Origin of the sequence: Streptomyces sp. NPDC088766 (genome assembly GCF_044750845.1) — a bacterium.
Lineage (GTDB): Bacteria > Actinomycetota > Actinomycetes > Streptomycetales > Streptomycetaceae > Streptomyces.
This window is the reverse complement of record NZ_JBIVKQ010000004.1, coordinates 103,867-126,321: the sequence shown is the minus strand read 5'-3', so window position 1 is coordinate 126,321 and position 22,455 is coordinate 103,867. Positions and strand designations below refer to the sequence as shown.

Sequence of the window (22,455 nt, the reverse complement as noted above, 5' to 3'; positions counted from 1 at the left end):
CGTCAGCCCCGGTTCTGTACGTGCTGGTGGCCGAAACGGCCCTTGCTGCGGAAGTCGCCGTGGGCCACCGTGCCGTCGTGCCACGAGGTGACCTTCATGATCCCATTGTCCTGCACGTGCGGTGTGTCGGGTTGCGGCCCGCACCGCGGCACGTGCACACCGCCGGCAGGGGATAGCGGGAAGCCGACAAGCCCGGTGCCGGTTTCCTGTCGCTTCACGTACCCGCGTACCCGTGAGTCACTGATCAGACTGGTGGATCCCGCTACCCAAGGCAACGAGGGGGACCCCCCAATGAACGGCTCGCGCATCACCGCCATCGGTCACTACCAGCCCGCCAAGGTACTCACCAACGAGGACCTGGCGGAACTGGTCGACACCAATGACGAGTGGATCAGGAGCCGGGTGGGCATCCGCACGCGCCACATCGCCGGCCCCGACGAGCCGGTGGACGAGCTGGCCGGGCACGCCGCCGCCAAGGCGCTCGCGGCGGCCGGTCTCACCCCCGCGGACATCGACCTGGTCCTGGTCGCCACCTCCACCGCGGTGGACCGCTCGCCCAACATGGCCGCCCGGGTCGCCGCCCGGCTCGGCATCCCCGGACCGGCCGCCCTGGACGTCAACGTGGTGTGCGCCGGGTTCACCCACGCGCTCGCCACCGCCGACCACACGATCCGCGCGGGCGCCGCGACCCGCGCGCTCGTCATCGGCGCCGACAAGATGTCCGAGGTCACCGACTGGACCGACCGCACCACCTGCGTCCTCGTCGGCGACGGGGCGGGCGCCGCCGTGGTCGAGACCTGCCCCGTCGGGACCGAGCCCGGGATCGGTCCCGTGCTGTGGGGGTCGGTGCCCGAGATGGGGCACGCCGTGCGCATCGAGGGGCAGCCGGCCCGGTTCGCGCAGGAGGGGCAGAGCGTCTACCGGTGGGCCACCACCCGGCTGCCGCCGCTCGCCCGGCAGGCCTGCGAGCGGGCCGGCCTCGCCCCGGAGGACCTGGCCGCCGTCGTGCTGCACCAGGCGAACCTGCGCATCATCGAGCCCCTCGCGGCGAAGATCGGCGCCGTCAACGCCGTGGTCGCGCGCGATGTCACCGAATCGGGCAACACCTCGGCGGCGAGCATCCCGCTCGCCTTCTCCAAGCTGGTGGAGCGGGGCGCGATCTCCAGCGGGGATCCGGTCCTGCTGTTCGGTTTCGGCGGCAACCTGTCGTACGCGGGGCAGGTCGTACGCTGCCCGTGACGGGCGGTGCCGCGGATCCGGGCGGCGGCGTGCAGCGTGACGTGGTCGGCTCCGCGCTGCCCTGCCCACAGTGATCCGCGGCGCCCGCCAGGGGGCGCAGCCGGGCGCCGTGCCCGCGCCCCGACGGCACCCGGACCTGCCCCGTCCCGCGCCCGGGTCCGTCCCGCGCCCGGGTCCGTCCCGCGCCCGGGTCCGTCCCGCGCCCGGGTCCGTCCCGCGCCCGGGTCCGTCCCGCGCCCGGGTCCGTCCCGTGCCCGCGCCCGGACCGACACCAGGGGCCCGGAGACCGGCAACAGCGCCAGGACCGGCCCCGCTGTCACCCCCTGCCTCCCCTGCCCCTGCCTTCCCTGCCGCTGCCTCCGCGCCCCCGTGCCCTGCGTGCCGTCGACATGCCGCGGGGTACTTCTTTGTCCAGTGAGTGGAGAAAGCTGACGGCAATCCGTGCACGACTTCTTCCCACTCCCGGTGACCGCTGCTACGTTCCCCTCGAAAGCACGACACCAGGCGGCCGACCGAGGCGGGGAGGGGTTCGTGAGACGCATGACGGCACGGCCCGCGAACGCCCATCAGGCCCGGCTGCTGCGACTGCTGCGCGACGGAGGTCCCAACTCCCGTGCGCAGCTCGGCGATCAGGTCGACCTCTCGCGGTCCAAGCTGGCCGTGGAGGTGGACCGGCTGCTGGAGACGGGGCTGGTCGTGGCCGACGGGCTCGCCGCCTCGCGCGGCGGCCGCCGTTCGCACAACGTCCGGCTCAATCCCCAACTCCGTTTCCTGGGCGTGGACATCGGTGCGACCTCGGTCGACGTCGCCGTCACCAACGCCGAACTGGAGACGCTCGGACACCTCAACCAGCCCCTCGACGTACGTGAGGGACCGGTCGCGGTCTTCGAGCAAGTGCTCGCCATGGCAGCGAAGCTGAAGGCGACGGGACTCGCCGAGGGCTTCGACGGTGCCGGCATCGGCGTCCCCGGGCCGGTCCGTTTCCCCGAAGGCGTACCGGTCGCGCCGCCGATCATGCCGGGCTGGGACGGCTTCCCCGTGCGGGAGGCGCTCAGCCAGGAACTCGGCTGCCCGGTCATGGTCGACAACGACGTGAACCTCATGGCGATGGGGGAGCAGCACGCGGGCGTCGCCCGCACCGTCGCCGACTTCCTGTGCGTCAAGATCGGCACCGGCATCGGCTGCGGCATCGTCGTCGGCGGCCAGGTCTACCGCGGCACCACCGGCAGCGCGGGCGACATCGGGCACATCCAGGCGGTGCCCGACGGCCGGCCCTGCGCCTGCGGCAACCGCGGTTGCCTGGAGGCACACTTCAGCGGCGCGGCCCTGGCCCGCGACGCCATGGAAGCGGCCCAGCAGGGCCTGTCGGCGGAACTCGCGGCCCGGCTGGAGGCGAACGGCGGCCTCACCGCCGTCGACGTCGCCGCCGCGGCGGCCGCGGGCGACGCCACCGCCCTCGACCTGATCCGTGAGGGCGGCAACCGGGTCGGGCAGGTCATCGCCGGACTCGTCTCGTTCTTCAACCCCGGCCTGGTCGTGATCGGCGGCGGGGTGACCGGCCTCGGCCACACCCTGCTGGCCGCCGTCCGCACCCAGGTCTACCGCCAGTCGCTGCCCCTGGCGACCGGCAATCTGCCCATCGTCCTGGGCGAGTTGGGCCCCACCGCCGGCGTGATCGGCGCGGCCCGCCTCATCAGCGACCACCTGTTCTCACCCGCGTAGTCACTCCGTTCGTACCGGCGACCTGTTCTCACCCGCGTAGCCACCGTTCGTACCGGCCGTCCGCCCCAGTCCTCCGACGAACCCGCCAGCCCGTTTCGTACGGCACCACCGGCACAGCGCCCTGCTCCGCCCTGCCCCGCCTCGCCCTCCCCTGCCCGCGCCACCTCAAGAGCGCCTGGTTCCCGGCGTTCTGCCCTGACTCCGGCCCGCACGCCCGCCGAGGGGAATCCACATGGCACCAGAACCACCGCTGCTCAGCATGTCCGGCATCACCAAGTCGTTCCCCGGCGTCCGGGCCCTGGACGGCGTCGACCTCGACGTCCAGGCCGGTGAAGTGCACTGCCTGCTCGGCCAGAACGGGGCCGGCAAGTCCACCCTCATCAAGGTGCTGGCCGGTGCCCACCAGCCCGACGGCGGCACCATCCGCTGGCGCGGCGAACCGGTCACCTTGCGCTCGCCGATCGCCGCCATGCGCCTCGGCATCGCCACCATCTACCAGGAACTCGACCTGGTGGAGCACCTGTCGGTGGCGGAGAACGTCCACCTCGGCCACGAACCCACCGCCGCGGGATTCGTCGTCCGCACCAGGGCGGCCCGTCGGGCGACGGAGACCCTGCTGCGGCGACTCGGGCACGCGGAGATCGATCCGGCCGCTCTGGTGGGGGAGTTGTCCGCGGCCCAGCAGCAGGTCGTCTCCATGGCGCGGGCCCTCTCCCACGACGTCCGGCTGATCGTGATGGACGAACCCTCCGCCGCCCTCGACCCGGACGAGGTCGACAACCTCTTCCGCATCGTCGGTGACCTGACCGCGGACGGCGTGGCCGTCGTCCACATCTCCCACCGCCTGGAGGAGATCCGCCGCATCGGCGACCGCGTCACCGTGCTGAAGGACGGCCGGGCGGTGGCCGGCGGGCTGCCCGCGAAGTCGACGCCCACCCGCGAGGTCGTCGCGCTGATGACGGGCCGCAACGTCGAGTACGTCTTCCCCGAGCGGCCGGCGACCGACGCGCCGGCGACGGGCGGGAAGCCTCTGCTGGAGGTGCGCGGGCTGGCCAGGGCGGGCGAGTTCGAGCCGCTCGACCTCGACCTGCGGCCGGGGGAGATCGTCGGACTCGCCGGGCTGGTCGGCTCGGGCCGCTCCGAGATCCTGGAGACGATCTACGGCGCCCGTCGGCCCACCGCAGGTCAAGTGGCGGTGGAGGGAAAGCCGTTGAGGCCGGGCAGTGTGCGGGCCGCCGTGCGCGCCGGCCTGGGTCTCGCCCCCGAGGAACGCAAGGCCCAGGCCCTGCTGATGCTGGAGTCCGTCACCCGCAACGTCTCCGTCTCCTCCCTCTCCCGCTTCTCGCGCGGCGGCTGGATCGACCGCGGCGCCGAACGGGGCGCGGCCCGCGCGGCGACCCGCGAACTGTCGCTGCGCCCCGACAACCCGTCCCTACCGGTACGGACCCTGTCCGGCGGCAACCAGCAGAAGGCCGTCCTGGCCCGCTGGCTGCTGCGCGGCTGCCGCGTCCTGCTGCTCGACGAACCCACCCGCGGGGTCGACGTCGGCGCCCGCGCCGAACTGTACGCGGTCGTCCGCCGACTGGCCGACGAAGGCCTCGCCGTGCTGCTCGTCTCCAGCGAGGTGCCGGAGGTCCTCGGCCTCGCCGACCGGGTCCTGGTGCTCCGGGAGGGACGCGTGGTCCACACCGCGCCCGCCCGCGAACTGGACGAACACCGCGTACTCGACCTCGTCATGGAAGGAAGTCCGGCCTCATGACGCAGCCCGTCTCCCCGCCGCGGGACAGCACCGACAAGGTGCCCCAGGCCCAACCCCCCGCCTGGCGCGCCCTGGTGGCCCGCGCCGACGTCCGCACCCTGTCACTGCTCGGCGTCCTCGCCGCGCTCGTCGTGATCGGTGGCATCACCAGACCCGACGAGTTCCTCGACACCCGCAACCTCCAACTCGTCCTCACCCAGGCCTCGGTGATCGGCGTCGTCACGGTCGGCATGACCTTCGTCATCACCTCCGGCGGCATCGACCTCTCCGTCGGCGCCATCGTCGCCCTCGCCTCCGTCTGGGCGACCACGCTCGCCACCCAGGAGTACGGCTTCGGAGGCATCCTCTTCACCTCCGTCCTCGTCGGTCTCGGCTGCGGCCTCGTCAACGGCCTCCTCATCGCCTACGGCGGGATGGTCCCGTTCATCGCCACCCTGGCGATGCTGGCCTCCGCCCGCGGACTCGCGCTGCAGATCACCGACGGCAAGACGCAGATCGTCACCTCCGACAGCATCCTCGACCTCGGCGAGCGCGACGCGTACGTCCTCGGCGTGCCGCCCCTCGTCATGGTCTTCGCGGTCGTGACGATCATCGGCTGGCTCGTGCTGAACCGCACCACCTTCGGCCGGCGCACGGTCGCGGTCGGCGGCAACGCGGAGGCCGCCCGCCTGGCCGGCATCGATGTGCGCCGCCAGCGGCTCTACCTCTACCTGCTGTCCGGACTGTGCTGCGGCGTCGCCGCCTTCCTGCTGATCATCCTGTCCGGCTCGGGTCAGAACACCAACGGCAACCTCTACGAGCTCGACGCCATCGCCGCCGCGATCATCGGCGGCACCCTGCTCAGCGGGGGCCGCGGCACCATCGTGGGCTCCGTGCTCGGCGTCCTGATCTTCACCACGATCACCAACATCTTCGCCCTCAACAACCTGCAGAGCGACGTCCAGCAGATCGCCAAGGGCGCGATCATCGTCGCCGCCGTGCTGGTCCAGCGCCGTACCGCGAGCACGACCTGAGGAAAGGGTTCACCGCCATGCCAGAGCCGATGAGATTTCCGAGCCGCCTCACCAGTCGCCGAGGTCTGCTGTTTGGGACCGCCGCCGTCTCGGCCGGTGCACTCCTGACCGGTTGCACGAGCAACGACCCCAAGGACGAGGAACCTGCCGCCGACACCCGGCCGGCCGCGGACGACAAGCCCGGCAAGCAGGTCACCATCGGCTTCGCCGGACCGCAGGCCGACCACGGCTGGCTCAACGCCATCAACGACAACGCCAAGAGCCGGGCCGGGAAGTACTCCGACGTCACCCTGGAGATCACCGAGGGCTCCAACGACACCGCCCAGCAGATCGGTCAGATCGAGACCCTCATCAACAAGAAGGTCGACGTCCTGGTCGTCCTCCCCGCCGACGGCAAGGCCCTGACCCAGGTCGGCCTGAAGGCGATGCGCGCGGGCATCCCCGTCGTCAACCTCGACCGGATCTTCAACACCCCGCAGGCGTACCGTTGCTGGATCGGCGGCGACAACTACGGCATGGGCCTGAACGCCGGCCACTACATCGGCGAGAAACTCAAGGGCAAGTCCGACGCCCGGGTCGTCGAACTGGCCGGCCTGGACAACCTGGAACTGACCAAGCAGCGCACCCAGGGCTTCGACGACGCCCTGAAGAACTACCCCAACATCAAGAAGGTGGCCCGCCAGGCAGCCGACTTCACCGTCGAGTCGGGACAGGCGAAGATGGCCCAACTCCTCCAGGCGCAGTCGAAGTTCGACGCACTGTGGAACCACGACGACGACCAGGGCGTGGGCGCGCTGCGCGCCGTCGAGCAGGCCGGCCGCGACGACTTCGTGATGGTCGGCGGGGCGGGCGCCCTCTCCGCGTTCCAGGCGATCAAGCAGGACGACGGCGTCCTCAAGGCCACCGTCCTGTACCCGCCCACCATGGCCGCCTCCGCCATCGACCTCGCCCGTGCCCTCGGCCAGGGCAAGGGCGTCACAGGCCTCGCCGAGTACGAGATCCCCGCATCGATCACCCTCTACTCGGCGGTGGTCGACAAGGAGAACGTCGACCAGTACATGTCCACCGGCTTCCGGTGAGACATGGGCTCCGCCCGACGGGAGGGGCGCGGGGCAGAGGCCCACGGCTCGCGGCGGGGGCGTCCGGGGGCATGCGCGTCCCGGCGACCGTGCCCTCGCGCGGGGCGGGCCGCAGGCGGCGCGTGCCCCTGCGCGAGGCGTGCCCCGCGTAGCACCCGCTGCCGCGTCGGCCGCCTGCCGCGCGTGCGGCACGTGCCGCACGCGCGGAACGCGGCGCCGGGGGCCGTACCGCGGTCGGGTCCGGCGCGCGAGGCGCACACCGACCGACGGCCGGCCCCGAGCCACCCGCCCGGCAGGCAGGCAGGCCCCACCCCACCGCGCCACGACGACGAGGAGGACACCTGCATGGAACAGCCGCAGCAGTCAGCGGGACCGGAGGAGGCCGGCGCGGAGTCCGGCAAACCCCCGCTCCGCGTCGGCATGGTCGGCTACGCCTTCATGGGCGCCGCCCACTCCCAGGGCTGGCGCACCGCCGGCCGCGTCTTCGACCTGCCCCTGCGCCCGGTGCTCGCCGCGCTCTGCGGCCGTGACGCCGCGGCCGTCCGCGCGGCGGCCGACCGGCACGGGTGGGCGACGACCGAGACCGACTGGCGGGCGCTGATCGCACGCGACGACGTGGACCTCGTCGACATCTGCACCCCCGGCGACAGCCACGCCGAGATCGCGCTCGCCGCGCTGGCCGCCGGCAAGCACGTCCTGTGCGAGAAGCCGCTCGCGAACACGGTCGAGGAGGCCGAGGCCATGGCACGTGCCGCCGAGACCGCGTTCGCGGCACGGGGCCGGCTGTCGATGGTCGGCTTCAACTACCGTCGTGTTCCCGCCACCGCGCTGGCCCGGCGCATGGTCGCCGAGGGTCGGCTCGGCCGCCTGCGGCACGTCCGGGTGTCGTACCTCCAGGACTGGCTCAACGACCCCCAGTTCCCGCTCACCTGGCGACTGCGCCGGGAACTGGCGGGATCAGGCTCCCTCGGCGACCTCGGCGCGCACATCGTCGACCTCGCACAGCACCTCACGGGGGAGCGGCTGGCGGGGGTCTCCGCGCTCACCGAGACGTTCGTACGGCGGCGGCCGCTGCCCGGCGGACCGACCGGGGGTCCGGCCACCGGCACCGGCACCGGCACCGCCACCGGGACGGTCACCGTCGACGACGCCGCCGTGTTCACCGGCCGCTTCGCCTCCGGTGCCCTCGCCTCCTTCGAGGCGACCCGCTACGCCACCGGCCGCAAGAACGCCCTGCGCCTCGAACTCAACGGTGAACTGGGCTCGTTGGCCTTCGATCTGGAGCGGCTCAACGAGCTGTGGTTCCACGACGCCACCGAGCCCGGCAGCCACGCCGGCTTCCGCCGCATTCTCGTCACCGAGCCCGACCACCCCTACCTGGACGGCTGGTGGCCGCCGGGCCACGGCCTCGGCTACGAGCACACCTTCGTCCACCAGGCCCGCGACCTCGTCCACGCGATCGCCGAGGGCAGCAGGCCGCAGCCCTCCTTCGCCGACGGCCTCCAGGTCCAGCGCGTCCTCGCGGCGGTCGAGGAGAGCGCCGCGAAGAACTCCGTCTACACCCCGATCGCCGACTGAGGAGGCTCGCAGCATGCCGCGCAGGTTCACACTCTTCACCGGCCAGTGGGCGGACCTCCCCCTGGAGGAGGTCTGCCGGCTGGCCCGCGACTTCGGCTACGACGGCCTCGAACTCGCCTGCTGGGGCGACCACTTCGAGGTCGACAAGGCCCTCTCCGACCCGGCGTACCTGGACTCCCGGCGGGCCCTGCTCGACAAGTACGGCCTGCGCTGCTGGGCCGTCTCCAACCACCTCGTCGGCCAGGCCGTCTGCGACGCCATCATCGACGAACGCCACCGGGCCGTTCTGCCCGCCCGGATCTGGGGGGACGGCGAACCGGAGGGCGTCCGGCAGCGGGCCGCCACCGAGATCGCCGACACCGCCCGCGCGGCGGCCGCGTTCGGCGTCGACACCGTCGTCGGCTTCACCGGCTCCGCCATCTGGCACCTGGTGGCCATGTTCCCGCCCGCCCCCGACACCATGATCGAGCGCGGTTACGAGGACTTCGCCGAGCGCTGGAACCCCATCCTCGACGTCTTCGACGCGGAGGGCGTGCGGTTCGCGCACGAGGTCCACCCGAGCGAGATCGCCTACGACTACTGGACGACCGTACGCACGCTGGAGGCGATCGGCCGCCGGCCTGCCTTCGGCCTCAACTTCGACCCCAGTCACTTCGTGTGGCAGGACCTCGACCCGGTCGGCTTCCTGTGGGACTTCCGGGACCGCATCTACCACGTGGACTGCAAGGAGGCCCGCAGGCGCCTCGACGGCCGCAACGGCCGCCTCGGCTCCCACCTGCCCTGGGGCGACCCGCGCCGCGGCTGGGACTTCGTCTCCGCCGGCCACGGCGACGTCCCCTGGGAGGACGTCTTCCGGATGCTGCGCTCGATCGACTACCGCGGCCCGGTCTCCGTGGAGTGGGAGGACGCCGGCATGGACCGGCTCCAGGGCGCCCCCGAGGCACTGAAACACCTCAAGGCCTACGACTTCGAGCCGCCCAGCGCGTCCTTCGACGCCGCGTTCAACAGCTGAGCCGCGCCCGACGGCAGGTCGGGGACGGGGACCGGCACACCCGCCGGTCCCTGGACCCGGCCTGCCCGAATCCCGCTTTGTCCTGAGTCGAGGAAAAGGCCGACTGATCCCGGTCAAAGGGGTGTTCGCCCCGGAAGGACACGGTTACCGTCCTTGAAGTGTTCAGGACACCCACGCCTCCGGGGTGACGGCGCACCCCGGCGCCCGCACGCACCACATGTCTTCGCACCTGTTCCATACGGCCCCACCCCGTTCCCGGAGGGACTTCGTGCACAGAAGCAGACTCACATCCACCAACGCCATGAGGCGTCGACCCCGACTTCGCACCGGTCTCGCCCTGTTCACCGGCCTGCTGCTGGCCGTGGGCACCCCGGCGACCGTGGCCGGCGCCCACCCCGGCCACCCCGAGCACGACGAACCGGCAGCCGCCGACGGGCAGTTCCAGCAGGTTCCGCTCGCCAAGGGCGAGCCCGAGACGGGCGAGCCGATGTCGCTCGCCGTGCTCCCGGACCGCAGCGTCCTGCACACCTCGCGCGACGGCACGCTGCGCCTCACCGACCAGGGCGGCGTCACCAAGGTCGCCGGCAAGCTCGACGTCTACAGCCACGACGAGGAGGGCCTGCAGGGCGTCGGCATCGACCCGGACTTCGAGAACAACAGGGCGATCTACCTCTACTACGCCCCGCCGCTCGACACCCCCGCGGGTGACGCCCCGGAGACCGGCACCGCCGAGGACTTCAAGAAGTTCGACGGTGTCAACCGCCTCTCCCGCTTCGTGCTGAACGCCAACGGCACGCTGGACAAGGCCAGTGAGAAGAAGGTCCTCGACGTCGCCGCCTCCCGCGGCATCTGCTGCCACGTCGGCGGCGACATCGACTTCGACGCGGACGGCAACCTGTACCTGTCGACCGGCGACGACACCAACCCCTTCGCCTCCGACGGCTACACCCCGATCGACGACCGCCCGAACCGCAACCCGGCCTTCGACGCCCGCCGCAGCTCCGCCAACACCAACGACCTGCGTGGCAAGATCCTGCGCATCAAGGTCGCCGAGGACGGCTCGTACACCGTTCCGGAGGGCAACCTCTTCGCGCCGGGCACGGAGAAGACCCGTCCCGAGATCTACGCGATGGGCTTCCGCAACCCGTTCCGGATGAGCGTCGACGACAAGACCGGCACCGTCTACGTCGGCGACTACGGCCCCGACGCCGGCGCCGCCGACCCGAACCGGGGTCCGGCGGGGCAGGTCGAGTTCGCCAAGGTCACCAAGCCCGCCAACTTCGGCTGGCCCTTCTGCACCGGTGACAACGACGCCTACGTCGACTACGACTTCGCCACCAAGGAGTCCGGCGAGAAGTTCGACTGCGCCGCCCCGAAGAACACCTCCCCGCACAACACGGGCCTGGTCGACCTGCCCCCCGCGCAGGCGGCGTGGATCCCGTACGACGGCGGCTCCCTGCCCGAGTTCGGCACCGGCTCCGAGTCCCCGATGGCGGGCCCGGTCTACCGCTACGACCCCGACCTCGACTCCAGCGTGAAGTTCCCCGAGGCCTACGACGGCGACTTCTTCGCCGGTGAGTTCGGCCGCCGCTGGATCAAGAGGATCGAACAGACCGAGGACGGACCCGACGGCACGGTCGCGAAGATCAACGACTTCCCGTGGACCGGTACCCAGATCATGGACATGGAGTTCGGCCCCGACGGCGCGCTCTACGTCCTCGACTACGGCGTCTCCTGGTTCCAGGGCGACGAGCACTCCGCGCTGTACCGCATCGAGAACGCCGAGGACGGCTTCTCCCCGATCGCCGAGGCGAGCGCCGACAAGACGTCCGGAGCGGCCGGCCTGAAGGTCTCCTTCACCGGCTCCGCCAAGGACGCCGACTCGACGGACCTCACCTACGGCTGGGACTTCGGCGACGGCACCAAGGGCGAAGGTCTCAACCCCACCCACCGGTACAAGAAAGCCGGCACCTACAGCGCCACCTTCACCGCCGAGGACCCCGAGGGCAACACCGGTAACGCGAGCGTCCGGATCGTGGTCGGCAACACCGAGCCCAAGGTGCGGATCGACGTCCCGGGCAACGGTACCCTGGCCGAGTTCGGCAAGCCCGTGCCGTTCAAGGTGACCGTCACCGACCCCGAGGAGCGGATCGACTGCGCCAGGGTCAAGGTCGCCTACAGCCTCGGCCACGACTCCCACGCCCACGAGCTGACCAGCGAGACGGGCTGTGAGGGCACCCTGACGCCGCCCCCCGGTGACGGCGGCCACGACCCCAACGCCAACATCTACGGCGTCGTCGGCGCCAGTTACACCGACGGCGGGGCGAACGGCCAGGAGGCGCTGACCGGCACCGCCCGCACCGTCCTGCAGCCGCTGCACCGCCAGGGCGAGCACTTCAGCACCCAGTCGGGCGTGTCGGTCATCGACAAGACCGGCGCCAACGGCGGCAAGACCGTCGGCGACATCCACGACGGCGACTGGATCTCCTTCAGCCCCTACAAGTTCGACGGGCAGAAGAAGATGACCGTGCGGGCCTCCTCCGGCGGCGCGGGCGGCTTCGTCGAACTGCGTACCGGCTCGCCCACCGGCACGCTGCACGGCTCGGCGTACATCCCGCCGACCGGCGGCTGGGAGACCTTCCAGGACGTCGACGTGCCACTGCGGTCGCTGCCGAGGAAGACCACGGAGATCTACCTGGTCTTCCGGGGCGGCGAGGGCGCGCTGTACGACGTGGACGACTTCGAGTTCTCCACCGAGCCGTTCACGGCCGGCAAGAAGGTCCTGGTCTTCTCCAGGACGGCGGGCTTCCGGCACGACTCCATCCCGGAGGGCATTGCCGCGCTGAAGGAGCTGGGCGCCCCGGCCGGCATCTCGGTCACGGCGACCGAGGAGGCCCGGCAGTTCACCACCGCCAACCTCGCCAAGTACGACGCGGTGGCCTTCCTGTCCACCACCGGTGACGTCCTCGACGCCGACCAGCAGAAAGCGTTCGAGAACTACGTCAGGAACGGCGGCGGCTACCTGGGCATCCACGCCGCCGCCGACACCGAGTACGACTGGGAGTTCTACGGCGGCCTCGTCGGCGCCTACTTCGACTCGCACCCGGCCATCCAGAAGGCCACCGTCCGCGTCGAGGACCACGACCACCCGTCCACCGCGCACCTCGGCGACACCTGGGAGCGCACCGACGAGTGGTACAACTACCGCACCAACCCGCGCGAGCGGGCCAAGGTCCTCGCCACCCTCGACGAGACGACCTACAGCGGCGGCACCATGAAGGGCGACCACCCGATCGCCTGGTGCCAGAACTACGGCGGCGGCCGGTCCTTCTACACCGGCGGCGGTCACACCAAGGAGTCGTACGCCGACGAGGCCTTCCGCGGCCATCTGCTCGGCGGCCTGCAGTACGCCACCGGCCAGGTGAAGGCGGACTGCAAGCCGAGCAAGGACTACCGGAAGATCTTCAACGGCCAGACCCTGGACGGCTGGAAGCAGGCCGGCCCCGGCAGGTTCGTCGTCAAGGACGGCGTGATGGAGTCCGAGGGCGGCATGGGCCTGCTCTGGTACCAGGCCAAGGAGCTGAAGTCGTACTCGCTCAAGCTCGACTGGAAGATGCGGGGCGACGACAACTCCGGGATCTTCGTGGGCTTCCCGGCCTCCGACGACCCCTGGTCCGCGGTGAACAAGGGCTACGAGATCCAGATCGACGCCACGGACGCGGCCGACCGCACCACAGGCTCCGTCTACTCGTTCAAGTCGGCGAACACCAAGGCCCGTGACCAGGTCCTGCGCCCGCCCGGCCAGTGGAACTCCTACGAGATCAAGGTCCAGGGCGAACGCCTCCAGGTGTTCCTCAACGGAGTCAGGATCAACGACTTCACCAACAAGGACCCCGAGCGGAGCCTGACCGACGGCTACATCGGCCTGCAGAACCACGGCGCCGCCGACCATGTCTCCTTCCGCGACATCCAGCTGAAGGAACTGCCCTCCTAGGGCGCCCCGCCCCCTGAGGAGGGGGCGACCGGAACGGCGGCGGGCGGAGGACGCCGGACCTCCGCCCGCCGTCACCCGCCCGGCTCGGCACCCCACTCCGCGCCGGCGCCCGCCCCGGCCGCCCTCTCGGCCCCTGCCCTCTTCACGTCCGTTCCCGGTGACGCCCCCCTTCTCCGCGCCCAGCTCCCCGTTTCCCCGCGATCACCTCTCCGCGCCCAGCTTCGTGCACGACAAGGAGGCCGCCCATGTCCGCGCCCCGCCCACTCCCCCCTCGCGTCGGCGTCTGGCTGATCGGGGCCCGCGGCTCCGTCGCCACCACCGTCGTGGCGGGCTGCGCCGCCCTGACCGCCGGACTGCGCCCGCCGACGGGCCTGGTCACCGAGACACCGGCCTTCGCCGACAGCGCGCTGCCCGCCCTGTCCTCCCTCGTCTTCGGCGGACACGACACGCTCGACTGCCCCCTGCCCAAGCGCGCGGAGCAACTCGCCGCCGGCGGAGTCCTCCCGCCAGGCCTCCCCGCCGCCGTCGAGGCCGAACTCGCCGCCGCCGAAGCCGCGATCAGACCGGGCGGCCCCCTCCCCGGCGACACCCGCGACGAGAAACAGCTGATCACCGCCTTCACCGCGGACCTGCGCGACTTCGTACGACGCCACGGCCTGGCCCGCGCCGTCGTGGTGAACGTCGCCTCCACCGAAGCCGCCCCCACCGGCCCCGCCCTTCCGCCCAGTTCCCTGTACGCCGCGGCGGCCCTGCGCGCCGGCTGCCCGTACGCCAACTTCACCCCCTCCACCGGTCTGCACCACCCCGCCCTCGCCGCCCTCGCCGCGTCGAGCGGTCTGCCGTACGCCGGCCGCGACGGCAAGACCGGGCAGACACTGCTGCGGTCCGTCCTCGGGCCGATGTTCGCCCAGCGCGCCCTCGCCGTGCGGGCCTGGTCCGGCACCAACCTCCTGGGCGGTGGCGACGGAGCCGCCCTGGCCGACCCGGCGGCCGCCGCGGCCAAGAACGCCGGCAAGGAACGCGTCCTGGCCGACACCCTCGGCACGGTCCCGGAGGGCCGGGTGCACATCGACGACGTGCCCGCCCTCGGCGACTGGAAGACCGCCTGGGACCACATCGCCTTCGACGGTTTCCTCGGCACCCGCATGGTCCTCCAGACCATCTGGCAGGGCTGTGACTCGGCCCTCGCGGCCCCGCTCGTCCTGGACCTGGCCCGCCTCCTGGCCCGCGCCCACGAACAGGGCCTGGCTGGCCCCCGCCCCGAACTCGCCTTCTTCTTCAAGGACCCGGTGGGAGACGCGCCGGCGTCCCTGGCGGAGCAGTACGCGGCACTGGAGAGCTTCGCCCGCCGGCTGAGCGACGAGGACGGACGATGAGCGCAGGCCAGGCGATCACCCCCGGCACCCCCGACCTGCGTGCCTGGGCCGAACTCCTGCGCCTGCCGGCCCTCTTCACGGTCCCCGGCGACGCCCTCGCGGGAGCGGCCGCGGCCACCGGCCGACCCGATCGCCGCACCGTCCTCGCGGTCACCTCCTCCCTCTGTCTCTACGAGGCCGGTATGGCGCTCAACGACTGGGCGGACCGGGACGAGGACGCCGCCGAGCGCCCGCACCGCCCGCTGCCCTCCGGCCGGGTCCGGCCCGCCGCCGCGCTGGGCGCCGCCTGCGCCCTCACCGCCGCCGGCCTCGCCCTGGCCGCCGGAGCGGGCCGCCCCGCCCTGGCGGTCGCGACCCCCCTCGCGGCGACCGTCTGGTCCTACGACCTCCTCCTGAAACACACCCCCGCCGGCCCGTTCGCCATGGCCGCCGCGCGCGGCCTGGACCTCCTGCTCGGCGCCGCGGCCACCGGAGGCCGGATCCGCCCGGCCCTCCCCCCGGCCGTGCTCCTGAGCACACACACCCTCGCGGTCACGACGGTGTCCCGGCACGAGACCCGCGACGGCACACCCGCCGCCCCCTTCGCCGCCCTGGCCACCACCGGCGCCCTGACCTGGCTGCTGCACCGCCGCGCACCGCGCGCCCGGTCGGCTCCGCGTCAACGGCACCCCGGCCTTCCCGCCGCGACGACCGCGGTTCTCACCGCCGCCTACGCGGCGACCGTCGCCCGCCCCTACCTCCATGCCGCACTCAACCCGTCACCCCCTCTCACCCAACGAGCCGTCGGAGCCGGCATCCGTGCGACGATCCCCCTCCAGTCCGCCCTCGCCGCCCGCTCCGGAACCATCGGCACGGCGCTGTTCACGGCGGCCCTCGCGCCGCTCGCCCGACGGTTCGCGAAGCGGGTGAGCGTCACGTGAGCCCACGGCACCCGGCCCCCGCCGTCGTTCCCGAGGGCACCCGCACCCCTGCCTCCCTCCGCTTCGGCTACGGCACCAACGGCCTCGCCGACCTCCGCCTCGACGACGCCCTCACCCTCCTCGCCGACCTCGGCTACGACGGCGTCGGACTGACCCTCGACCACATGCACCTCGATCCGCTCGCGCCGGACCTCGCCACCCGCACCCGGCACGTGGCGCGGCGGCTGGACGCGCTCGGGCTCGGCGTGACCGTGGAGACCGGTGCCCGCTATGTCCTCGACCCGCGCCGCAAGCACGGCCCTTCCCTCCTGGACCCCGACCCGGACGACCGGGCCCGCCGGGTCGATCTGCTGATCCGCGCCGTCCGGATCGCCGGCGACCTCGGCGCCCACGCCGTGCACTGCTTCAGCGGCACCCTGCCGCCCGGCACCGACCGGGACGCCGCCTGGCAGCGGCTCGCGGACACCCTCGCCCCCGTCCTGGAGGCCGCCGGCACCGCCGGCGTCCCGCTCGCCGTCGAACCCGAACCGGGTCATCTCCTCGCCACCCTCTCCGACTTCCACCGTCTGCGCCTCCTTCTCGGCGACCCCGAGCCGCTCGGACTCACCCTCGACATCGGTCACTGCCAGTGCCTCGAACCGCTGCCTCCCGCCGACTGCGTGCGCGCCGCGGCGCCCTGGCTGCGGCACGTGCAGATCGAGGACATGCGCCACGGTGTCCACGAGCACCTCCCGTTCGGGGACGGCGAGATCGACTTCCCGCCCGTCCTCGCCGCGCTCCGGGCCACCGGATACCGGGGCCTGACCGTCGTCGAACTGCCCCGGCACTCCCACGCCGGACCCCGGCAGGCCGAACTCTCCCTCCCCTTCCTCCGCCACGCGGCAACACCCGCCCCACCGGACGGCCGCCGGACCACCCCACCCGACGGCCACGCCTCGGTCTCACCCGGCGGCCGTCCGGCCGCCTCCGCCGAGGGCCGCGCCTCGGTCTCACCCGGCGGCCGTCCGGCCGCCTCCGCCGAGGGCCGCGCCTCGGTCTCACCCGACGGCCGCCCAACCACCCCACCGGACGGCCGCCGCTCCGGCCCACCCGCAGGTCGCCCGCCCGCCCCCGAGGAGGCGGGCCGGCACGCCGAACGCCCCACACAGCCGACCGCGCACCTGCCGCTCCCGCCGCTCCCGCCGCCCCCGGCGGCCCCGGCGGCCCCCTCGCCCGTACCACCCGGCGAGCCCTCCGCCACCCCGGAAGGGAGCACCCCATGACCCACCGCCACGCCACCCCGGCGACCACGCCACCGTCACACCGGGGAACCACCACCGCCCCCGGCAGCACGTCCACCGCCCTGTCCCCTGTCCTGGCCCTTGCCCTCACCCCCCTCGACGCCCTCCAGGACCACCTGGTGTCCGACCTGCCGGAACCGGCCCGCGCCTGGTTCCTCCGGGCCCTCGACGAGGCCGCCGCCCATCCCGGGGCCCACGGTCCGATCTCCGTGTGGGAACTGCGTCTCGCCGAGGCCGGCCGTCGCTGCGGCGGCCGGCACGCGGACGCCGCGCGGGTGCTCATCCTGCGGGCCGCCAGCGCCGACCCGGCCGCCCTGAGCCGGGCGTACTTCCAGGGCACCGCCGACGAGCGCCGGGCCGTGCTGCACGCCCTGCCGCACCTCGTGTCCGGCCCGGACGCCCTGCCGCTGCTGGAGGACGCCCTGCGCACCAACGACACCCGGCTCCTCGCGGCCGCCGTCGGCCCCTACGCAGCCCGCCACCTCGACGCCCACGCCTGGCGCCACGCCGTCCTGAAGTGCCTGTTCACGGGGGTGCCCGTCGACGCGGTGGCGGACCTGGCGGACCGGGCCCGCGCCGACGGCGAACTGGCCCGCATGCTCGGCGACTACGCCGCCGAACGCACGGCCGCGGACCGTCCCGTACCGCCGGACCTGCACCGCGTCCTCGCCCTGACCGACCCGGCCGGCCCCGTCGGTCCCGCCGACCCCGCCGGTCCCGTGCCCCCGCCGCACGGGACATGTCCCCAAGACCCGGGCCACCCCCACGGCAAGGAGTCCTGATGCGCATCTTCGACCCCCACATCCACATGACCTCCCGGACCACCGACGACTACGAGGCCATGTACGCGGCCGGGGTCCGCGCCGTCGTCGAACCGTCCTTCTGGCTCGGCCAGCCCCGCACCTCGCCCGCCTCCTTCCTCGACTACTTCGACTCCCTGCTCGGCTGGGAACCCTTCCGGGCCGCCCAGTACGGCATCGCCCATCACTGCACCCTCGCCCTCAACCCCAAGGAGGCGAACGATCCGCGCTGCGTCCCCGTCCTCGACGAACTGCCCCGGTATCTCGTCAAGGACCGGGTCGTGGCCGTCGGCGAGATCGGCTACGACTCGATGACCCCCGCGGAGGACACCGCCCTCGCCGCCCAGCTCCAGCTCGCCGCCGACCACGGACTGCCCGCGCTGGTGCACACCCCGCACCGCGACAAACTCGCCGGACTCCGCCGCACCCTCGACGCCGTCCGGGAGTCCGCGCTGCCCGAGGAGCACGTCCTGGTCGACCATCTCAACGAGACCACCGTGAAGGAGGCCAAGGACAGCGGCTGCTGGCTCGGCTTCTCGGTGTACCCGGACACCAAGATGGACGAACGCCGCATGGTCGCGATCCTGCGCGCCCACGGGCCCGAGCGGGTCCTGGTGAACTCCGCCGCGGACTGGGGCCGCAGCGACCCCCTCAAGACGCGCGGTGTGGCCGACCTGATGCTGGCCGAGGGCTTCACCGAGGACGACGTCGACCTGGTCCTGTGGCGCAACCCCGTCTCCTTCTACGGTCTCAGCGGCCGGCTGACCGTCGAGGCGACCGTTCCCGGCCCCACCCACGAGGGCAACTCCGTGCTGCGCGGCGGTGAGTGAGCGATGCGCTTCCGCCACCCCGACGGCACCACCGTCCATCTCGCCTACTGCACCAACGTGCATCCCGCCGAGAGCCTCGACGGCGTGCTCGGGCAACTGCGCGACCACTGCGAGCCGGTCCGCCGCCGCCTGGGCCGCGACCGGCTCGGCATCGGCCTGTGGCTCGCCAAGGACGCCGCGCTCGCCCTCGACACCGACCCGGCCGCCCTGCGCGGCCTGCGCGCCGAACTCGACCGGCGGGGCCTGGAGGTCGTCACCCTCAACGGCTTCCCCTACGAGGGCTTCGGCGCCGGGCAGGTCAAGTACCGGGTGTACAAACCCGACTGGGCCGACCCCGAGCGCCTCGACCACACCACGGCCCTGGCCCGTGTCCTCACCGGTCTCCTCCCCGACGACCTCACCGAGGGCAGCATCTCCACCCTGCCCCTCGGCTGGCGCACCACCTGGACCACCGCCCACGCCGACGCCGCGCACGCCGCCCTGCTCACCCTCGCGGAACGCCTCGACGCCCTCGCGGACCTCACCGGCCGCTCCGTCCGCGTCGGCCTCGAACCCGAGCCCGGCTGCATCGTCGAGACCACCGGCGACGCCCTCGCCCCGCTCACCGCCGTCGGTCACCCCCGCATCGGCGTCTGCGTCGACACCTGCCACCTCGCCACCTCCTTCGAAGACCCGCACGCCGCCCTGGACGCGCTCACCGCGGCCCGCCTCCCCGTCGTCAAAGCCCAGCTGTCGGCCGCCCTGCACGCCGAACACCCCCACCTCCCCGCCGTCCGCGAGGCCCTCGCCGCCTTCGACGAACCCCGCTTCCTGCACCAGACGCGCACCTCCCCCTCACCCCGCTCCGTCCCCGCAGGAGGAACCCCCGTCGCCACCGGCCGGCACGGCACCGACGACCTCGGCCAGGCCCTCGCCGAGGGCGCCCTGCCCGACACCTCGCCCTGGCGCGCCCACTTCCACGTCCCGCTGCACGCCGCTCCCGCCGCGCCCCTCACCTCCACCCTCCCCGTCCTGAAGGAGGCCCTGACCTCACTCGTCGGCGGACCGCACCCGCTCACCCGCCACCTCGAGGTCGAGACCTACACCTGGCAGGCCCTCCCGCCGGAGCTGCGCCCCCGCGGCCGGGCCCAGCTCGCCGACGGCATCGCCGCCGAACTCGCCCTGGCCCGCGACCTGCTGACCGACCTCGGCCTGAAGGAGCTGCCATGACCTTTGACCCCCCGCAGGCCGCCCGCGAGGCCGCCGCGGCACCGGAACGCCCCGTCCCCCTCCTCGTCCTCGACGTCGTCGGTCTCACCCCCCGTCTCCTCGACCACATGCCCCATCTCAAAACGCTGGCCCGAACCGGTTCCCTGGCCCCGCTCGGCACCGTCCTGCCCGCCGTCACCTGCGCCGCCCAGTCCACCTTCCTCACCGGCACCCTCCCGTCGGAACACGGCATCGTCGGCAACGGCTGGTACTTCCGCGAACTCGGCGACGTCCTGCTGTGGCGCCAGCACAACGGTCTGGTCACCGGCGACAAACTGTGGGACGCCGCCCGCCGGGCCCACCCCGGCTACACGGTCGCCAACATCTGCTGGTGGTACGCCATGGGCGCCGACACCGACATCACCGTCACCCCCCGTCCGGTCTACTACGCCGACGGCCGCAAGGAGCCCGACTGCTACACCCGGCCACCGGCCCTGCACGACGAACTCACCCAAAAGCTCGGCACCTTCCCCCTCTTCCACTTCTGGGGCCCCGGCGCCGACCTCGTCTCCAGCCGCTGGATCATCGACGCCACCCGGCACGTCCTGCGCACCCGCCGGCCCGACCTGGCCCTGTGCTACCTCCCTCACCTCGACTACGACCTCCAGCGCTTCGGCCCCGACGACCCGCGCTCCCTGAAGGCGGCCGCCGACCTCGACGCCGCCGTGGCCCCGCTGCTGGACGAGGCGCGCGCGGAAGGCCGTACCGTCGTCGCGCTGTCCGAGTACGGCATCACCCCGGTGAGCCGGCCCGTGGACATCAACCGCGCCCTGCGCCGCGCCGGACTGCTGGACGTGCACACCCAGGACGGCATGGAGTACCTCGACCCGACGGCGTCCCGTGCCTTCGCGGTCGCGGACCACCAGATCGCCCACGTCTACGTGCGCCGTCCCGAGGACCTGGACGCCACCCGGGCCGTCCTCGCCGATCTGCCCGGCGTCGGCGAGCTCCTCGACGACGAGGGCAAGAAGGCACACCACCTCGACCATCCGCGCTCCGGCGAGCTGGTCGCCGTCGCGGAGCCGGACGCCTGGTTCACGTACTACTACTGGCTCGACGACGCCCGCGCACCCGACTTCGCACGGCTCGTCGAGATCCACCGCAAACCCGGCTACGACCCGGCCGAGCTGTTCATGGACCCGCTCGACCCCTATGTCAAGGTCAAGGCGGCCACCGCCCTGGCGCGCAAGAAGCTCGGCATGCGCTACCGCATGGCGGTCGTGCCCCTCGACCCGTCACCTATTCGAGGCAGCCACGGCCGCCTCCCCGCGAGCGACGACGACGGTCCGCTCCTCATCTGCTCCACCCCCCGCGCCATCGGCGACCGCGTCGCGGCCGCCGATGTGAAGTCCCTGCTGCTGCGCCTGGCCGGTCTCTCCTGACCGGTCACAAGTGAAGCACTCACCACTGACAACGCCCTCCGACCACGAGGAGTTCCAGGCATGAGCCGCATCTCCCAGCCCGACCCCGAACTCACCCACCGCCTCACCAGACGAGGCATGCTCGGCGTGGCCGCGGGCGCCGCCGCCGCCCTGCTGGGAGCCGCCGCCACTCCCGCGGCCGCCACTCCCGCTGCCGCGACGACGACCGGCGCGACGTCCGGCGGCCGCGGCCGGCCGGTCCTGCCTCCCGGGCGGCTCGGCATCCAGCTCTACAGCCTGCGGGACAAGGTCTCCACACTCGGCTTCGCGCCCGTCTTCGCCGAACTGGAGAAGTACGGCTACGACGAGGTGGAGTTCGCCGGATACACGCAGGGCTCGGCCGGCCCCATCACCCTGGCGCAGCTCAAGCGGCTGGCCCGCGACCACGGCCTGTCGCCCATCGGCAGCCACGTCGGCTACTACTCCGACGACCCGAACGCCTACACCTTCGCCCAGAACCTCACCAAGGTCCTCGACGACGCCCAGGCCCTCGGCCTCAGGCACATCGGCACTGCCTCCGGCCCGTTCCGCTACGGCTCCACCGTCGACGCGTGGAAGCGCGCGGCCGAGGAGTTCAACACCTACGGCGCGGCGGCCAGGGCCCGCGGCATGAAGTTCTACCAGCACAACCACTCCGAGGAGTTCTCCTTCGCCACCGACGATCCCAAGGTCCGTCTCTACGACGTCCTGCTCGCCGAGACCGACCCCGACCTGGTGTTCCTCGAGATGGACATCTTCTGGGCGTACTCGGGCCAGTTCCGCTTCTCCAAGAGGCCCGACGGCACGCCCACACCGTTCGAACCTCTCGACTACGTCCTCAGGCAGCCGCACCGCTACCCGCTCTTCCACGTCAAGGACGGGGTGAGCGACCCGGCGAACACCTACGGCTACCGCATGACCGACGTGGGCGACGGTGACATCGACTACCAGCGGTTCATCTCCGCCGTGACCCGGCTGCGGGGCGAGCGGTCGGCCCACCACTGGCAGGCCGAACACGACAACCCGGCCGATTCCCTCAGCTTCGCCCGGCGTTCGAGCGAGCATCTGCACTCGCTGCGCGAGAAGTGCTGACGTTCCCGCGTGCGTGGGGCGGGGCGCCCCCCGGGCCGGCCGGGGGGGGGGCCCCCCCCCCCCCCCGGGGGGGGGGCGCCCCCCCCCCCGCCCCCCCGGGGCCCGGCCCCCGC

At 72.8% G+C, this 22,455-nt stretch carries 15 protein-coding genes and 2 pseudogenes; 16 read left to right on the top strand and 1 reads right to left on the bottom strand.

Annotated elements, in window-relative coordinates:
* Window positions 1-2: 2 nt before the first annotated feature.
* Window positions 3-125: pseudogene (locus ACIP5W_RS07750) on the bottom strand (Fe-S-binding domain-containing protein); the annotation flags it as partial.
* A 166-nt stretch (window positions 126-291) separates the two neighbouring features.
* Between ACIP5W_RS07750 and ACIP5W_RS07745 the strand changes: the two are divergent.
* From ACIP5W_RS07745 to ACIP5W_RS07670, 16 genes and pseudogenes are all read left to right on the top strand, one after another.
* Window positions 292-1,239, top strand: coding sequence for a beta-ketoacyl-ACP synthase III (locus ACIP5W_RS07745; protein WP_401468271.1), 948 nt, complete (start codon window positions 292-294; stop codon window positions 1,237-1,239).
* Window positions 1,240-1,779: 540 nt separating this feature from the next.
* Window positions 1,780-2,961, top strand: coding sequence for an ROK family protein (locus ACIP5W_RS07740; protein ID WP_401468976.1), 1,182 nt, complete (start codon window positions 1,780-1,782; stop codon window positions 2,959-2,961).
* A gap of 232 nt (window positions 2,962-3,193) precedes the next feature.
* Window positions 3,194-4,720 (top strand): sugar ABC transporter ATP-binding protein, encoded by a 1,527-nt coding sequence (locus tag ACIP5W_RS07735; protein ID WP_401468269.1) that lies wholly within the window; start codon window positions 3,194-3,196, stop codon window positions 4,718-4,720.
* The gene (locus tag ACIP5W_RS07730) at window positions 4,717-5,733 is read left to right on the top strand and encodes an ABC transporter permease (RefSeq protein WP_401468266.1); all 1,017 of its coding nucleotides are present in this window, start codon (window positions 4,717-4,719) and stop codon (window positions 5,731-5,733) included. The genes ACIP5W_RS07735 and ACIP5W_RS07730 overlap by 4 nt, the downstream gene beginning before the upstream one ends.
* A 29-nt stretch (window positions 5,734-5,762) precedes the next feature.
* The gene (locus ACIP5W_RS07725; RefSeq protein ID WP_401468263.1) at window positions 5,763-6,812 is read left to right on the top strand and encodes a substrate-binding domain-containing protein; all 1,050 of its coding nucleotides are present in this window, start codon (window positions 5,763-5,765) and stop codon (window positions 6,810-6,812) included.
* A gap of 345 nt (window positions 6,813-7,157) precedes the next feature.
* Window positions 7,158-8,390, top strand: coding sequence for a Gfo/Idh/MocA family protein (locus ACIP5W_RS07720; protein WP_401468260.1), 1,233 nt, complete (start codon window positions 7,158-7,160; stop codon window positions 8,388-8,390).
* A gap of 13 nt (window positions 8,391-8,403) precedes the next feature.
* Window positions 8,404-9,402, top strand: coding sequence for a sugar phosphate isomerase/epimerase family protein (locus tag ACIP5W_RS07715; protein ID WP_401468257.1), 999 nt, complete (start codon window positions 8,404-8,406; stop codon window positions 9,400-9,402).
* Between the two features lie 301 nt (window positions 9,403-9,703).
* Window positions 9,704-13,396: a ThuA domain-containing protein gene (locus tag ACIP5W_RS07710; protein ID WP_401468254.1), complete on the top strand. Its 3,693-nt coding sequence runs from the start codon at window positions 9,704-9,706 to the stop codon at window positions 13,394-13,396.
* Between the two features lie 245 nt (window positions 13,397-13,641).
* Entirely contained in the window at window positions 13,642-14,772 is a 1,131-nt protein-coding gene (locus ACIP5W_RS07705; RefSeq protein WP_401468252.1) for an inositol-3-phosphate synthase, read from the top strand.
* Window positions 14,769-15,692, top strand: a complete 924-nt coding sequence (locus ACIP5W_RS07700) for an SCO3242 family prenyltransferase (RefSeq protein ID WP_401468249.1) — start codon at window positions 14,769-14,771, stop codon at window positions 15,690-15,692. The genes ACIP5W_RS07705 and ACIP5W_RS07700 overlap by 4 nt, the downstream gene beginning before the upstream one ends.
* Window positions 15,689-16,645 (top strand): annotated as a pseudogene (locus ACIP5W_RS07695) (sugar phosphate isomerase/epimerase family protein); the annotation flags it as partial. The gene ACIP5W_RS07700 and the pseudogene ACIP5W_RS07695, both read left to right, overlap by 4 nt.
* A gap of 305 nt (window positions 16,646-16,950) precedes the next feature.
* Window positions 16,951-17,754 (top strand): EboA domain-containing protein, encoded by an 804-nt coding sequence (locus tag ACIP5W_RS07690; RefSeq protein ID WP_401468246.1) that lies wholly within the window; start codon window positions 16,951-16,953, stop codon window positions 17,752-17,754.
* Window positions 17,754-18,602: a TatD family hydrolase gene (locus tag ACIP5W_RS07685; RefSeq protein ID WP_401468243.1), complete on the top strand. Its 849-nt coding sequence runs from the start codon at window positions 17,754-17,756 to the stop codon at window positions 18,600-18,602. Before ACIP5W_RS07690 ends, ACIP5W_RS07685 begins: the two co-directional genes overlap by 1 nt.
* 3 nt (window positions 18,603-18,605) lie before the next feature.
* Window positions 18,606-19,811, top strand: coding sequence for a metabolite traffic protein EboE (gene eboE, locus ACIP5W_RS07680; RefSeq protein WP_401468240.1), 1,206 nt, complete (start codon window positions 18,606-18,608; stop codon window positions 19,809-19,811).
* Window positions 19,808-21,232 (top strand): nucleotide pyrophosphatase/phosphodiesterase family protein, encoded by a 1,425-nt coding sequence (locus tag ACIP5W_RS07675; RefSeq protein ID WP_401468237.1) that lies wholly within the window; start codon window positions 19,808-19,810, stop codon window positions 21,230-21,232. The genes eboE and ACIP5W_RS07675 overlap by 4 nt, the downstream gene beginning before the upstream one ends.
* Window positions 21,233-21,292: 60 nt before the next feature.
* Window positions 21,293-22,342, top strand: coding sequence for a sugar phosphate isomerase/epimerase family protein (locus ACIP5W_RS07670; protein ID WP_401468234.1), 1,050 nt, complete (start codon window positions 21,293-21,295; stop codon window positions 22,340-22,342).
* Window positions 22,343-22,455 lie beyond the last annotated feature (113 nt).

What these genes read in the sequence shown, in the direction of transcription:
- ACIP5W_RS07725 (WP_401468263.1), top strand. Translation starts at nt 5,763, where the DNA reads ATGAGATTTCCGAGCCGCCTCACCAGTCGCCGAGGTCTGCTGTTTGGG.
- ACIP5W_RS07685 (WP_401468243.1), top strand. Translation starts at nt 17,754, where the DNA reads ATGCGCATCTTCGACCCCCACATCCACATGACCTCCCGGACCACCGAC.
- ACIP5W_RS07730 (WP_401468266.1), top strand. Translation starts at nt 4,717, where the DNA reads ATGACGCAGCCCGTCTCCCCGCCGCGGGACAGCACCGACAAGGTGCCC.
- eboE (WP_401468240.1), top strand. Translation starts at nt 18,606, where the DNA reads ATGCGCTTCCGCCACCCCGACGGCACCACCGTCCATCTCGCCTACTGC.
- ACIP5W_RS07690 (WP_401468246.1), top strand. Translation starts at nt 16,951, where the DNA reads ATGACCCACCGCCACGCCACCCCGGCGACCACGCCACCGTCACACCGG.
- ACIP5W_RS07710 (WP_401468254.1), top strand. Translation starts at nt 9,704, where the DNA reads ATGAGGCGTCGACCCCGACTTCGCACCGGTCTCGCCCTGTTCACCGGC.
- ACIP5W_RS07705 (WP_401468252.1), top strand. Translation starts at nt 13,642, where the DNA reads ATGTCCGCGCCCCGCCCACTCCCCCCTCGCGTCGGCGTCTGGCTGATC.
- ACIP5W_RS07740 (WP_401468976.1), top strand. Translation starts at nt 1,780, where the DNA reads ATGACGGCACGGCCCGCGAACGCCCATCAGGCCCGGCTGCTGCGACTG.
- ACIP5W_RS07675 (WP_401468237.1), top strand. Translation starts at nt 19,808, where the DNA reads ATGACCTTTGACCCCCCGCAGGCCGCCCGCGAGGCCGCCGCGGCACCG.
- ACIP5W_RS07715 (WP_401468257.1), top strand. Translation starts at nt 8,404, where the DNA reads ATGCCGCGCAGGTTCACACTCTTCACCGGCCAGTGGGCGGACCTCCCC.
- ACIP5W_RS07720 (WP_401468260.1), top strand. Translation starts at nt 7,158, where the DNA reads ATGGAACAGCCGCAGCAGTCAGCGGGACCGGAGGAGGCCGGCGCGGAG.
- ACIP5W_RS07745 (WP_401468271.1), top strand. Translation starts at nt 292, where the DNA reads ATGAACGGCTCGCGCATCACCGCCATCGGTCACTACCAGCCCGCCAAG.
- ACIP5W_RS07670 (WP_401468234.1), top strand. Translation starts at nt 21,293, where the DNA reads ATGAGCCGCATCTCCCAGCCCGACCCCGAACTCACCCACCGCCTCACC.
- ACIP5W_RS07700 (WP_401468249.1), top strand. Translation starts at nt 14,769, where the DNA reads ATGAGCGCAGGCCAGGCGATCACCCCCGGCACCCCCGACCTGCGTGCC.
- ACIP5W_RS07735 (WP_401468269.1), top strand. Translation starts at nt 3,194, where the DNA reads ATGGCACCAGAACCACCGCTGCTCAGCATGTCCGGCATCACCAAGTCG.